15 protein-coding genes are annotated in these 13,079 nt (G+C 71.4%); 10 read left to right on the top strand and 5 right to left on the bottom strand.

The window, feature by feature from the left end; genetic code table 11:
• The first annotated feature begins 60 nt into the window (after positions 1 to 60).
• From mshD to ACFOYX_RS18500, 8 genes are all read left to right on the top strand, one after another.
• A complete protein-coding gene (mshD, locus tag ACFOYX_RS18535) occupies positions 61 to 987 on the top strand; it encodes a mycothiol synthase (RefSeq protein ID WP_322443353.1) in 927 nt (308 codons plus the stop codon).
• A 311-nt stretch (positions 988 to 1,298) separates the two neighbouring features.
• Positions 1,299 to 2,402: a phosphate ABC transporter substrate-binding protein PstS gene (gene pstS / locus ACFOYX_RS18530; RefSeq protein ID WP_238454051.1), complete on the top strand. Its 1,104-nt coding sequence runs from the start codon at positions 1,299 to 1,301 to the stop codon at positions 2,400 to 2,402.
• A 46-nt stretch (positions 2,403 to 2,448) separates the two neighbouring features.
• On the top strand, positions 2,449 to 3,537 hold the full coding sequence (gene pstC, locus ACFOYX_RS18525; protein ID WP_322443352.1) for a phosphate ABC transporter permease subunit PstC: 1,089 nt from the start codon (positions 2,449 to 2,451) through the stop codon (positions 3,535 to 3,537).
• A complete protein-coding gene (gene pstA / locus ACFOYX_RS18520; protein WP_238454053.1) occupies positions 3,534 to 4,622 on the top strand; it encodes a phosphate ABC transporter permease PstA in 1,089 nt (362 codons plus the stop codon). The genes pstC and pstA overlap by 4 nt, the downstream gene beginning before the upstream one ends.
• Positions 4,623 to 4,642: 20 nt before the next feature.
• Complete coding sequence (pstB, locus tag ACFOYX_RS18515) at positions 4,643 to 5,419, top strand: phosphate ABC transporter ATP-binding protein PstB (RefSeq protein WP_109799705.1); 777 nt, start codon at positions 4,643 to 4,645, stop codon at positions 5,417 to 5,419.
• Positions 5,420 to 5,507: 88 nt separating this feature from the next.
• On the top strand, positions 5,508 to 5,786 hold the full coding sequence (locus tag ACFOYX_RS18510; RefSeq protein WP_322443351.1) for a hypothetical protein: 279 nt from the start codon (positions 5,508 to 5,510) through the stop codon (positions 5,784 to 5,786).
• A gap of 59 nt (positions 5,787 to 5,845) precedes the next feature.
• The gene (locus ACFOYX_RS18505; protein WP_322443350.1) at positions 5,846 to 6,265 is read left to right on the top strand and encodes a hypothetical protein; all 420 of its coding nucleotides are present in this window, start codon (positions 5,846 to 5,848) and stop codon (positions 6,263 to 6,265) included.
• Between the two features lie 55 nt (positions 6,266 to 6,320).
• Positions 6,321 to 7,310 (top strand): phospholipase D-like domain-containing protein, encoded by a 990-nt coding sequence (locus ACFOYX_RS18500; RefSeq protein ID WP_322443349.1) that lies wholly within the window; start codon positions 6,321 to 6,323, stop codon positions 7,308 to 7,310.
• On the opposite strand, the gene ACFOYX_RS18495 is transcribed toward ACFOYX_RS18500, so the two are convergent.
• Entirely contained in the window at positions 7,241 to 7,633 is a 393-nt protein-coding gene (locus tag ACFOYX_RS18495; protein WP_322443379.1) for a hypothetical protein, read from the bottom strand. The genes ACFOYX_RS18500 and ACFOYX_RS18495 overlap by 70 nt on opposite strands.
• Here ACFOYX_RS18495 and ACFOYX_RS18490 point away from each other — a divergent pair.
• Entirely contained in the window at positions 7,530 to 8,264 is a 735-nt protein-coding gene (locus ACFOYX_RS18490; protein WP_322443348.1) for a WYL domain-containing protein, read from the top strand. The two genes, ACFOYX_RS18495 and ACFOYX_RS18490, sit on opposite strands and share 104 nt — an antisense overlap.
• Here ACFOYX_RS18490 and ACFOYX_RS18485 read toward each other — a convergent pair.
• The gene (locus tag ACFOYX_RS18485; RefSeq protein ID WP_322443347.1) at positions 8,209 to 9,036 is read right to left on the bottom strand and encodes an NUDIX domain-containing protein; all 828 of its coding nucleotides are present in this window, start codon (positions 9,034 to 9,036) and stop codon (positions 8,209 to 8,211) included. The genes ACFOYX_RS18490 and ACFOYX_RS18485 overlap by 56 nt on opposite strands.
• A gap of 70 nt (positions 9,037 to 9,106) precedes the next feature.
• Here ACFOYX_RS18485 and ACFOYX_RS18480 point away from each other — a divergent pair, with 70 nt between their 5' ends.
• Positions 9,107 to 10,075 carry a Gfo/Idh/MocA family oxidoreductase gene (locus tag ACFOYX_RS18480; protein WP_322443346.1) on the top strand — a complete coding sequence of 323 codons (969 nt, stop codon included), beginning with the start codon at positions 9,107 to 9,109 and terminating at the stop codon, positions 10,073 to 10,075.
• 88 nt (positions 10,076 to 10,163) lie between these two features.
• On the opposite strand, the gene ACFOYX_RS18475 is transcribed toward ACFOYX_RS18480, so the two are convergent.
• The 3 genes from ACFOYX_RS18475 to ACFOYX_RS18465 all read right to left on the bottom strand — a co-directional run bounded on the left by ACFOYX_RS18475 (position 10,164) and on the right by ACFOYX_RS18465 (position 12,918).
• Positions 10,164 to 11,168, bottom strand: a complete 1,005-nt coding sequence (locus ACFOYX_RS18475; protein ID WP_109804641.1) for an inorganic phosphate transporter — start codon at positions 11,166 to 11,168, stop codon at positions 10,164 to 10,166.
• Positions 11,169 to 11,172: 4 nt separating this feature from the next.
• Positions 11,173 to 11,799, bottom strand: a complete 627-nt coding sequence (locus ACFOYX_RS18470) for a DUF47 domain-containing protein (RefSeq protein ID WP_109804640.1) — start codon at positions 11,797 to 11,799, stop codon at positions 11,173 to 11,175.
• 129 nt (positions 11,800 to 11,928) lie between these two features.
• Positions 11,929 to 12,918, bottom strand: a complete 990-nt coding sequence (locus ACFOYX_RS18465) for a PPK2 family polyphosphate kinase (protein WP_322475036.1) — start codon at positions 12,916 to 12,918, stop codon at positions 11,929 to 11,931.
• Positions 12,919 to 13,079 lie beyond the last annotated feature (161 nt).

Below are 13,079 nucleotides of genomic sequence, written 5' to 3'. Positions count from 1 at the left end.
CGCGCTGCCGGTCCCCGCGTCCGGCGCGAGCGGCCGGGCGCCGGCCGCTACGGTGACGGGATGAGCAGCACCGCGCCGACCGCCGACCGTGTCGCCCGCGCCGACCGGCTGGCGCCGGTCGAGGTGGCCGAGGTGCTGGCGCTGGCCCGCACGGCCGGGGACGCCGACGGCGCGGACCCGCTCGACGAGCACGTGCTGCTCCGGCTGCGGGACCCGGAGGCGCCCGCGGTGCACCTCACCGCCCGGGCCGCCGACGGGACGCTCACCGGCTACGCCCACCTGGACACCACCGACGCCACCGGCGGCATCGGGGTGGAGCTGGTGGTGCACCCCACGTACCGGCGGCGCGGCACCGGCCGGGCGCTGGCCCGGGGTGTGCTGGCCGCGGCGTCCGGTCCACTGCGCGCGTGGGCGCACGGCGACCATCCGTCCGCCGCCGCGCTCGCGGTCGACCTGGGCTTCACCCGCGCCCGGGTGCTCTGGCAGCTCCGCCGGCCGCTCACCGCCGCACTGCCGGAGGTACGCCTGCCCGACGGGGTGGAGCTGCGCGCCTTCCAGCCGGGCGTGGACGACGAGGCCTGGCTGGCGCTCAACAACCTGGCCTTCGCCGCGCACCCGGAGCAGGGCGGCTGGACCCCGGCCGACCTGCGGGTACGCCTCGCCGAGCCGTGGTTCGACCCGGCCGGCTTCCTGCTCGCCGTGCAGTCCGCCACCGGCCGGCTGCTCGGCTTCCACTGGACCAAGGTGCACGAGCGCCCCGGGTCCGCCCGGACCGGGGAGGTCTACGTGCTCGGGGTCGACCCGTCCGCGCACGGCGGCGGCCTCGGCAAGGCGCTGACCACCGCCGGGCTCGCGTACCTGCGGGACCGGCGGGGCCTGGACCGGGTGATGCTCTACGTCGACGAGTCGAACGCGGGGGCGATGGCGCTCTACGAGCGGCTCGGCTTCGCCCGCTGGTCCGGCCACGTCAACTACCAGCTCGGCTGACTCCCCACCCCGGCCCTCCGGGCGACCGTCGCGTCCGGAAGATCGGTCACGATGGTGTCACGGGGTGGGCTCGGCCCGGTAACGGCTGTCCTGATAAATAGCATTAATAGCGATAGTGGGCCGCGAGTTCACTTAACGGACAACCCCCACTCAGCCCACGGTCACCCCGTCGGACGGACCTGTTCATCTTCCGTTCACTTCCGACCGGCGAACCGTCCACCTGGCACTTCTAACTTTCAGGTCAGCCGGTCAGCGCCGGCCCCCGGCCTCGTCCGGGCGACTGACCAAAGACGTGAAGGGAAACCCCTCAGGTGAAGCTCCAGCGGCACGGCGCCATTGCCTGCCTCGCTCTCACTGCGGTGCTCGGTCTCAGCGCTTGCGGCTCGGACAACAACGAGCCGACCGGCACCTCCGCCTCCGGCTCCGCGGCCGCGGTCGACTGCGGCAAGGGCACGCTGAACGCGCAGGGCTCCTCCGCGCAGAAGAACGCGATGGCCGAGTGGATCAAGGCGTACCAGCAGAAGTGCGCCGGCACCACGATCAACTACGAGCCCACCGGCTCCGGCGCGGGCATCCAGGCCTTCATCGCCGGCACCGCCGACTTCGCCGGCTCCGACTCGGCCCTCAAGCCGGAGGAGCAGCCGCAGGCCGACGCCAAGTGCGCGGGCGGCCAGGCGCTCAACCTGCCGATGGTGATCGGCCCGGTGGCCGTCGTCTACAACGTCAGCGGCGTGGACAACCTCCAGCTCAAGCCGGCCACCCTGGCGAAGATCTTCGCCGGCACGGTGACCAAGTGGGACGACGCGGCCATCAAGGCCGACAACCCGGACGCCAAGCTGCCGGCCACCGCGATCCAGGCGGTGCACCGCTCCGACGAGTCGGGCACGACCGACAACTTCACCAAGTACCTCGCCAAGACCGCCGAGGCGGACTGGACCTTCGGCAACGCCAAGGCGTGGAAGGCCCCGGGTGGCGTGGGCGCCGCCAAGTCCGACGGTGTCGCCAGCAAGGTCAAGGGCACCGACGGCACCATCAGCTACGTCGAGTGGTCGTACGCCGAGAACGGCGGCCTGAAGAAGGCCAAGGTGCAGAACGGCGCCGGCGAGTGGGCCGAGCTCACCGCCGAGTCGGCCGGCAAGACCATCGCCGGGGCCAAGTTCGAGGGCCAGGGCGACGACCTGAAGATGTCGATCGACTACAACACCAAGGAGGCCGGGGCCTACCCGATCGTCCTGGCGACCTACGAGATCGTCTGCAGCAAGGGCCTGGCCGCCGACAAGCTGCCGCTGGTCAAGGGCCTGCTGAGCCACGCCGCCAGCGCCGAGGGTCAGGCCGACCTGGTCGAGCTGGGCTACGCCCCGCTGCCGGACTCGGTCCGCACCAAGGTCGAGGCCGCGGTCAAGAACCTCTCCTGACCTCCTCCGAGCAACACCACCTCCTCAATTCGAAGCGAGCGAGCAGATGGGTGAAACCCCTCACCGCTCGGCACACGCCGGCACCGGCGGGACCCGCGTGACCTCCGGTCACGACTGGCCCGCCGGTGCCTCGGCGCGTGTGGCCGAGACCTCAGGCAACCCTCGTACCCCGATCGGGAACGGACTGGGCGGCGGCGGTGGCCTGCCCAAGGCCCGGGCCTTCGGCGCGGAACGGGCCTTCCGCGGCCTCACCCTCGCCGCCGGCGCCGCCGTGCTGGTCATCATCGCGGCGATCGCGGTCTTCCTGATCGCCAAGGCCGTGCCGGCTCTGCGGGCGAACACCGAGGACTTCTGGACCTTCGAGGGCTGGTTCCCGAACGACAACCCGCCCAAGTTCGGCATCGGCGCGCTCGCCTTCGGCACCGTGCTCACCGCGCTGCTGGCGCTGCTCGTCGCGGTGCCGGTCGCGCTGGGCATCGCCCTCTACCTCACGCACTACGCCCCGCGCCGGATCGGCACCGGCCTCGGCTTCGTGATCGACCTGCTGGCCGCCGTGCCCAGCGTGGTCTTCGGCCTGTGGGGCCGGGACTACCTCGTCGAACCGATCACGGACCTGTCGACCTGGCTGAACAAGTACTTCAGCTGGATCCCGATCTTCGGCGACGGCCCGTACGGGAACTCGATCCTGCTCGGCTCCCTGGTGCTGGCGATCATGGTGCTGCCGATCATCACCTCACTCTCCCGCGAGGTGTTCCTGCAGACCCCGACCGCCAACGAGGAGGCCGCCCTCGCGCTGGGCGCCACCCGCTGGGAGATGCTGCGCACCGCCGTGCTGCCGTACGGGCGCCCGGGCATCATCGCCGCGGTGATGCTCGGCCTGGGTCGCGCGCTCGGCGAGACCATCGCGCTGGCGCTGACCCTCGGCTCCACCTACGCCATCTCGTTCAACGTCCTGCAAAGCGGTGGCAACACCATCGCCGCGAACATCGCGAACCGGTTCGCCGAGGCGAACGACACCGGTCGGGGCGCGCTGATCGCCTCCGGCCTGGTGCTCTTCGCGATCACGCTGATCGTCAACATCACCGCCCGGGCGATCATCTACCGCCGCCGCGAGTTCACGGAGTCGGCCGCATGACAACGACTGTCACCACCCACCGCCCGCGGCCGCCGGCGCAGCCGGCCACGCTGCGGGCCAAGCGGCTGCCGAGGTACGCCGCGCCCGCCATCGCCGTCGCGGCCCTGCTGGTCGCCGCCGGGGTCGTCTACGGCCTCGGCATCGGCGGCCCCGTCCTGGTGGTGGTCCTCGGCGCGCTGTTCTACCTGGCCGGGCTCTTCACCGCCGCGAACGCGGTCGAGGGGCGGCGGGCGGCCCGCAACCGCACCTGGAGCGCGCTGATCCACTCGGCCTTCGTGCTGGCGGTGCTGCCGCTGGCCTCGGTGGTCTGGACCCTGGTCAGCAAGGGCGTCGAACGGCTCGACGGGAACTTCTTCGGCACCTCGATGAACAACATCGGGGCCCGGGACGCGAACGGCGGCGCCTACCACGCCATCATCGGCACGCTGGAGCAGGTCGGCATCGCGACTCTGATCACCGTCCCGCTCGGGGTGCTCTGCGCGATCTACATCGTCGAGTACGGCCGGGGCAGGTTCGCCTTCGCCATCCGGTTCTTCGTCGACGTGATGACCGGCATCCCGTCCATCGTCACCGGCCTCTTCGTGCTGGCGTTCTGGGTGCTGATCGTCTCGCCGTGGTTCAACGACGGGCGGCCGGGATTCTCCGGCTTCGCCGCGGCGCTGGCCCTGAGCGTGCTGATGCTCCCGACCGTGGTGCGCTCCACCGAGGAGATGCTCCGCCTCGTCCCGGCGCCGCTGCGGGAGGGCGCGTACGCCCTCGGCGTGCCGAAGTGGAAGACCATCCTGCGGGTTGTTCTGCCGACCGCGCTGCCGGGCATCGTCACCGGCATCATGCTCGCCATCGCGCGGGCCGCCGGTGAGACCGCCCCGGTACTGCTCGTCGCCGGCGGCGGCGCGGCGATCAACTTCAACCCGTTCGAGAACAACCAGTCGTCGCTGGCTCTGTTCGTCTACCAGCAGGCCGGCGAGGCCTCGAAGTACTCGCCGGCGCGGGCGTGGACCGCGGCGCTGACCCTGGTCGCCCTCGTACTCGTCCTGACCATCGCGGCGAAGTTGCTGGCCCGTCGCAACCGGCTCGGCCGATGAACCCCGGAGGTACCGCCATCATGGCCAAGCGCATCGAAGCCACCAACGTCACCGCGTACTACGGCGCCTTCAAGGCGATCGAGAACATCAACCTGACCGTCGAACCGAAGACGGTCACCGCCCTGATCGGCCCGTCCGGCTGCGGCAAGTCCACCTTCCTGCGGTCCATCAACCGGATGCACGAGGTGCTCCCCGGCGCCCGGGTCGAGGGCAGCCTGACGATCGACGACCAGGACATCTACGACCGGGACGTGGACGTCACCGCGGTCCGCCGGATGATCGGCATGGTCTTCCAGCGGCCGAACCCGTTCCCCACCATGAGCATCTTCGAGAACGTGGTGGCCGGCCTGCGGCTCAACGGCATCCGCAGGAAGTCGATCCTGGAGGAGGCGGCCGAGAAGGCGCTCCGCTCGGCGAACCTCTGGGACGAGGTCAAGGACCGGCTCGGCAAGCCGGGCGCCGGCCTGTCCGGCGGTCAGCAGCAGCGGCTCTGCATCGCCCGCACCATCGCCGTCGAGCCCCAGGTGGTGCTGATGGACGAGCCCTGCTCGGCGCTGGACCCGATCTCGACGCTGGCCATCGAGGACCTGATGTTCCAGCTCAAGGACAAGTTCACCATCGTCATCGTCACGCACAACATGCAGCAGGCCGCCCGGGTGTCGGACCGGACCGCCTTCTTCTCCATCGAGAAGACCGGCGACCCGGGCCGGCTGATCGAGTACGACAACACCCAGAAGATCTTCAGCAACCCGAGCGTGAAGAAGACCGAGGACTACATCACCGGCCGCTTCGGCTGAGCCGCTGGTTCCCGGTCTGCGAGGGGCGTCGGTCGCGTCGACCGACGCCCCTCGGCGTCTTCACCGCAACGCCGCGAAGAACCGGCGGATGTCGGCCACCAGCAAGCACCTGACAGCGCCCCACCGCCATGAAGAGCAGGACGACGGGGAGGCGCTGTGGGGCACGGAGGCTTCACTGGCGCATCTGCACGGCGGGCCGCTCGACGGTGTGCAGCGGGAGCTGCCCGACGGGCCCGGCGACATCGTGGAATTCACCCACGAGGCGCGCGACGGCACCTGGTACGTGGAGTACCGCAAGGTTCGCCCGGCCGGCGACGGCTGGCACTACGAGGCCACCGGCGGGATGGACAAACAGGACGAGGAGTGACGTCGGCGGCGCGGGCCTGATCCGGGGTTTCCGTCCCCGGCACGGGGGAAGCCAGCGGCATGGCCGAGACCTTCGCGGATCAGGACCTCACGACCCTGCGGTCGATCGCGCGCGGTGCGGGGATACCGGACACGGACCGGATGCCGCACGACGAGCTGGTCGAGATGTTGCGCCGGGCCGGACTGGCCGAGCCGGACGGCCGGCCGGTCGACACCAACCTGGCCGAGCAGGGCGGCGCACCGACCTCGGGCACGTACCGCGCCGAGGGCGTCGGACGCCGCGAGTCGGCCGGCGGGTCGGGCGCGCAGACGGCCGCCGCCGTCGACCAGCCGACGCAGGATCCGGCCGGGTTGTCCGGCCTGCCCCGCAGCAGTCTGGACCTGGGTGACGAGAGCACTGGCGGTCGGGCCGCCGAGGAGGCGATCGGGGCCCGGCCCGGCGAGTCCGGCACCGAGATCGACGACCGCACGCAGCGCTGACACCGCCGTTCACGGGACGTCCGGCGCCCGGGCATTGACACCGGGAAATTCGTTCATGACCATGATTCACTCCCTCAGCGTGGACTCCGTGGCCGACGCGCTGCTGCATGCCCAGAGTCGCGGCGTCACCGTGATGGTGGTCCTCGACGGAAAGAACGCCACCTCGACCGACCCGGCCGTCACGACGATCAAGCAGCTCACCAACCACCAGTTCTGCCTCAACAGCAGCGGCGGCCACGGCTGCATCAGCACCAGCGCCGACGGCGACATGCACACGAAGATTTTCACGTTCACCAGCACCACCGACCCGAACGGCGTGGCCCGCGGCAACGTCGTCTGGTTCGGGTCGAGCAACCTCACCTACGCCACCGGCCCCGACGCGTTCAACAACGCCGTCACGGTCTACGGCGACGCCACGCTCGCCGCGGGGCTCAACGCGAACTTCACCGACATGTGGAACCGCCGGCACTACAGCGGCAACGACTACTACGACTCCGCCTCCGGCCGCGGCTACTACCAGGCGGCCGCGGCCGACGCGTACGCCTCCCCGGAGGGCGCGGGGCAGACCGATACCATCGTCACCCGGCTCAACGACCTGACCCCGGACGCCGACTGCCGGCTGCGCGTCGGCATGGCGTCGGTGACCACCGGGCGTCCGCAGCTCGTCAACCTCGCCACCCGGGTTCCGCGCCGCCGGGTGCAAGGTCTGGATGGCCATCGGTACGAACGCCGACGGCGGTATCGCCATGAGCCAGTCGGTCTACAACGAACTCCTCGACGCCGGTGTGGCCATCCGCCGCAAGGACAAGGTGCACGACAAGTTCTTCGCGGCGTACGGCAGGTACGGCATCGCCCTGCAGTACCGCGTCTACACGGGCTCGCAGAACGGACGCAGGACGCGCTCGGCGAGAACGACGAGATCTTCGTGAAGATGGCCCCGGAGACCGGCACCGCCCACCCGCTTTACGACGCCTACTACACGCACTTCAACGACGCGTACAACACCGGTGTCACCTGCTCGAAGAGCAACTTCCCCTGCCGGTGACCCGGCTCGCGCGCGGTCCACTGGAGGCCGGCCGCGTCCGTGAAGCGGATTACCGACCCGATCATGTCCTCCTTGCGGCCCACCGTGGGAGGCGGCACCGCAGGCGACAGTTCGATGATGCTCAAGACCTTTTCGCCGGGTCCGACGACTGGGAGCGAGTCCCCTGGTACCTCATCGTGGTCTTGTGGGCTGGCCACGATGTAGAGGTTGAGGATCGGCATGGCACTGTGGTTGACGACCTGCACATGCACGCTGCTGACCCCCCAAACCTCGGGCGATTCGCCGATTCGACGCTCTCCGCCGATCTGGACGTCCGCCACCACTGTGCGAGCTTGGCCAGCCTCCGCCGGCCGCCGGGACGTCGAGCCGTACCGGCTGGTCAACTGGGGGCGCCGCTGGTACCTGGTGGCCTTCGACCCGGAACGCGACGACTGGCGGACGTTCCGGGTCGACCGGATCACCCCGCGCACTCCGAATGGTCCCCGCTTCGCGCGCCGGGAACTGCCCGAGGACGTGGTCGACCGGGTCCGGCGCGGGGTGTCGGCGGCAGCCTGGCGGCACCGGGCGCGGATCCTGGTGCACGCCCCCGCCGAGGTGGTCGCCGAACAGATCAACCCGGCCGTCGGCACGGTGGAACCGGTCGACCAGCGGAGCTGCCTGCTGCACACCGGCGCGGACCGCCTGGAGACGATCGGTCTGGCTCGGCCTCCTCGACACCGACTTCACCGTCCAGCACCCACCGGAACTGGCCGACCTGCTGCGTACCCTCGCCACCCGCTACCTCCGCGCGGCGGGCTGACCGCCCTCCCCCGCCGATCTTGCAGTCAGGGCCCGCCCGTTGCCCGGAAAGCCGGTTTCGCCCGGGCCGAAAGTGCAAGATCGCGGAGGGCGGTGCGGGTCAGGCCAGGACGAAGCGGGGTTCGCCGTCGTCGGGGAGGTCGAGGCGGGGGGTGATCGGGGTGGCGGCGTCGCGGGCGGCGGCGGCGCGTGCCACGCCGGCCAGGTCGCCGGCCGCCGCCACCTGGGCCAGGGTGACCAGCGTGGGGGGCAGCATGGTCAGCTCGCCGGCCTCGGCGCGGGCCAGCGCGTCCGCCGGGCGCACCCACATGGTGTGGTCGGCCTCGCCGGAGACGTCCCGGGTCCGCTGCCCCTCCGGCAGCAGGGCCACGAAGAAGTACGTGTCGAAGCGGCGCGGCTCGAACTCCGGCGTGATCCACCGGCTCCACGGCAGCAGCAGGTCGGAGCGGAGCGTCAGCCGCCGCCCGGCGAGCAGGTCGGCGAAGCCCACCCGGCGGCCCTCCAGATCCTGTCGTGCGGTCTCCCAGTCGTCGCCGCTGACGTCACCCACCACGATCGCGGCGTCCGGGCCGGCCAGCAGCACGCCGGCCTCCTCGAAGACCTCCCGGGCGGCGGCGCAGACCACCGCCTGGGCGGCGTCCGGCGGCTGCCCGAGGCGGGTGGCCCACTCGGCCGGCTCCGGGCCGGCCCAGTCCAGGTGGATCTGGGAGTCGGAGGGGTCCACCCCGCCGCCGGGGAAGGCGTACATGCCACCGAAGGCCATCGCGGCGACCCGGCGGATGACGTACACCTCGAAGTCGGCGCCGGCGGGGCGGAGCAGCAGCACGGTGGCCGCGACCCGGGGCACCGCCGGGGTGCCGCCCTCGGCGCGGAACCGCCGGGCGTGCTCCACCAGGGCGGGGGGTGCGGTGAAGCCGTCGATCGTCATCCCGCGAGCCTAGTTCCCGACCGGTGGATCATCCTCCCGGCGCCCGGGCGGGCCGGGATAGCGTGCCGGCATGACGCGTTGGGGAATCCTGGCCACCGGGCACATCGCCGGCCGCTTCGCCGAGGACCTGCGGCTGGTGCCGGGAGCCGAACTGGTCGCGGTCGGCTCGCGTACGCCGGCGAGCGCCGAGCTGTTCGCCGCCCGGCACGGCATCCCCCGGGCGTACGGCTCCTGGGCGGGCCTGGCCGCGGACCCGGACCTGGACGTGATCTACGTGGCCACCCCGCACGCCGCCCACCACGAGGCGACCAGGACCTGCCTGGCCGCCGGACGGGCGGTGCTGGTGGAGAAGCCGTGCACGCTGGACCTGGTCACCAGCACCGAGCTGGTGGAGACGGCCCGGGCCCGCGGGGTCTTCCTGATGGAGGCCATGTGGATGCGGACCAATCCCCTGATCCTGCGCGTGGTGGAGCTGATCGCGGACGGCGCGATCGGCGAGGTGACCAGCGTGCGGGCGGACTTCGGGGTGGCCGGGCCGTTCCCGCCCGAGCATCGGATGCGGGCCCGGACGCTGGGCGGCGGCGCGCTGCTCGACCTCGGGGTGTACCCGGTGAGCCTGGCCCACCTGCTGCTCGGCGTGCCGCAGCACGTGCACGCCTGGGCCAGGCTCGGCCCGGAGGGCGTGGACGAGAACACCGGCATCGTGCTCGGCTGGGACTCGGGCGCGGTCGCCACGCTGAGCTGCGGCATGGTCGGCGCGACCGCGATCACCGCCTCGATCACCGGCACCACCGGCCGCGTCGACCTGCCCGAGCCCTTCTACCGGCCCGGCTCGGCCGTGCTGCACCGGCTCGGGACCGAACCGGAGACCATTCCCGCCGACCTGACCGGCGGCGGCTACCAGCACGAGGCCGCCGAGGTGCAGCGCTGCCTGGCCGCCGGGCTGACCGAGAGCCCGCTGGTCCCGCACGCCACGACGCTGGAGGTGATGGCGCTGCTGGACGGGATCCGGGAGCGGATCGGGGTCGACTACCCGTGAAGGCCCACTGCCGTGGCAGCAAACCCGTCGACCACGCGTGAGGGGCCCCCTGCCGTGGCAGGGGGCCCCTCGACGGGCGGTCGGCGCGTCAGAACAGCGGCCGGACCACCAGGTAGGAGAGGCAGGCGATCGCCGCGGCGGCCGGGAACGTGATGATCCAGGCGATCACGATGTTGCCGGCGACGTTCCAGCGGACCGCGGAGAGCCGCTTGGTCGCGCCCACGCCCATGATCGCCGAGGTGATCGTGTGGGTGGTGGAGATCGGCGCCTTCAGCACGAGGGCGTTGAAGTAGAGCACCGCGCTGGCCACCGTCTCGGCGGCGAAGCCCTCCGGCGGGCCCAGGTCGATGATCTTGCGGCCCAGGGTCCGGATGATCCGCCAGCCACCGGCGTACGTGCCCAGTGCCAGCATGGTCGCCGAGGTCCAGAAGACCCAGCCCGGGATGTGCGTCTTGTCGTCCTGGAAGCCACCGGTGTAGAGGGCCAGCACCACGATGCCCATGGTCTTCGCGGCGTCCTGCATGCCGTGACCGACCGACATGGCCGCCGCCGAGAGGGTCTGCGCCCAGCGGAAACCGCGGTTCAGCTTGCCCGGCTGCCCCTTCCGGAAGAGCCAGAGGATGGCCAGCATCAGGAGGTAGCCGAGGGTGAGGCCGACGATCGGCGACAGGATCATCGGGAGGATGACCTTCTCGCCGATGTTGGCCCACTGGACCACGCCGCCGGTGGCCAGCAGGGTCGCCCCGACCAGGCCGCCGAAGAGGGCGTGCGAGGAGGACGACGGCAGGCCGAAGTACCAGGTGATCAGGTTCCAGGCGATGGCGCCGAGCACCCCGGCGAAGACCACCCCGAGGCTGGCCACGCCGGTCGGGAGCGTGACCAGGCCGTCGCCCACGGTCTTGGCCACGCCGGCGCCGAAGTGCGCGCCGACGAAGTTGCCGACGGCGGCCAGCAGCAGGGCGATCCTGGGCGTCAACGCCCGGGTCGAGACGCTGGTCGCGATCGCGTTGGCGGCGTCGTGGAAGCCGTTGGTGTAGTCGAACGCCAGGGCCACCGCGATCACCGCCAGCACGGCGATGAGTTCGGGAGTCACAGGATCAGGACTCCTTGACCGTGATGGTCTCGACGGTGTTCGCCACGTGCTCGAAGGCGTCGCAGGCGGCCTCCAGCTCGTCGGCGACCTCCTTCATCTTCAGCACGGTGAGCGCGTCGTACTCGCCGGAGAAGAGCCGGACCAGCAGCATCCGGTACGCCTGGTCGCCGTCGTTCTCGAGCCGGTTGCACTCGATCCAGTACTCCTCGAGATCCTTCATCGACTTCAGCCGGGGCATCGCCTCGGCGGTCAGCTTGGCCTGCAGGTCGAGGACGTTCACCAGCTCGTGCAGCTCGCGCGGCAGCGCGGGGAGCTTGGTCAGGCCGTACAGGTAGAGCAGGTTGCCGACTGCCTCCAGGTGGTCCATCACGTCGTCGAGCAGCGAGCCCAGCCGGTAGATGTCCTCCCGGTCGAACGGGGTGATGAAGGTGGAGTTGATCTTCTTGTACAGCTGGTGGGTGATCTGGTCACTGTCGTGCTCGACCTCGGTCAGCCGCTCGCTGACCGACTGGACGTCGACGCCGGGCAGGGCCAGCTCGTTGAGCAGCTCGGTACCCCGCACCAGGTTCTGCGCGGCCCTGGTGAAGAGCTCGTAGAAGGCGCCCTCGGTGGGACGGAAGGAAAACTTCACAGCACGGACCTCGTCGTGTCGGTGGAAGGGTGGCCGACGCCCCCGGGCGCCTGCTCTGGGCATGCTAAGGACACGGCGGGAGCGGGCATTCCCCGGCCCACCCCTGGTCAGGCCGGATTCACCGCTCGTTCACCTGCCGTTCACCTTCAGCCCCTCGTCCCCGCTCCGCAACCGCTGGCGCTCCCGCTGCACGTCGAAACCGGCAGCCGGATACCCCAGGTGAAGTCCGCCGAACGTCTCCCGGAGCAGGTGGGCGACGGCCCAGTCCCGGTACCACTTGCGGTCCGCCGGCACCACGAACCAGGGCGCGTCGTCCGCGTCGCACCGGGCCAGGGCGTCGGCGTACGCCGCCTGGTAGTCGTCCCAGCGGGCCCGCGATTCCAGGTCGCTCGGGTTGTACTTCCAGTACTTGCGCGGGTCGGTCAACCGCTCCATCAGCCGCTCGCCCTGCTCCGCGTACGAGATGTGCAGCATCACCTTCACCAGGGTCACCGCGCCGTCGGCCAGCTCCCGCTCGAAGGCGTTGATCTCGTCGTACCGGGCCCGCCAGGTGGCCTCGTCGACCAGCGCGCCGACCCGGGCGATCAGCACGTCCTCGTAGTGCGAGCGGTTGAAGATCCCGACGTAACCGGGGGGCGGCGGGGCCCGGCGGATCCGCCACAGGAAGTCGTGCCGCAGCTCCTCCGCGCTGGGCGGCCCGAACGAGCGGATGTGCAGGCCGAGCGGGTTCATCGCGCCGGCCACCCGCTTGATCGTGCCGTCCTTGCCGCCGCAGTCCATCGCCTGGAGCACCAGCAGCACCCGGCCCGGCCGGTCGCCGTCGAGGTGGGCGTCCGCCTCCGTCGGAGCGCTGGTCGGCGCATCCGGGCCGGCGGCGCCCTTCGCCGACGCGTACAGCATCTCCTGCTGCCGGCCCAGGTCGGCGCCGAGCAGCTCGACCTGCTCGTGGGCCCACGCCCTACGCCGCTTCCCGCTGCCCGCCGCCGCCGGCAGCCCCGGCGTCGAGCGCGGGTCGAGCGCCCCCAGGTCCAGCGCGCCGCCCTCGGGCCGCACCCGCAGCAACTCCCGCATCGTGCCGCCGTGCGGCGGCACGACCCCGGCCCCTTCGACTCCGCTCATCCCCCGATCCTCACCCAGCCCACCCGCCCCCGCCTCCCGACAACCCCTCCCCTGCCCCCCGTCCGGTCGAACCAGGGCGGTGTGAACACCCGTTCAACCCGTTCCGCGCCCTCGTCGGGCAGGATTCGGCATCGAGTCGCGGTGGCCGTCACGTTCCGGGG

This window comes from Micromonospora sp. GCM10011541 (genome assembly GCF_042650725.1).
In the GTDB taxonomy this organism is placed as follows: domain Bacteria; phylum Actinomycetota; class Actinomycetes; order Mycobacteriales; family Micromonosporaceae; genus Micromonospora; species Micromonospora sicca.
Note: the sequence above shows the minus strand (reverse complement) of the source record. Positions and strands in the feature narration are given on the sequence as shown.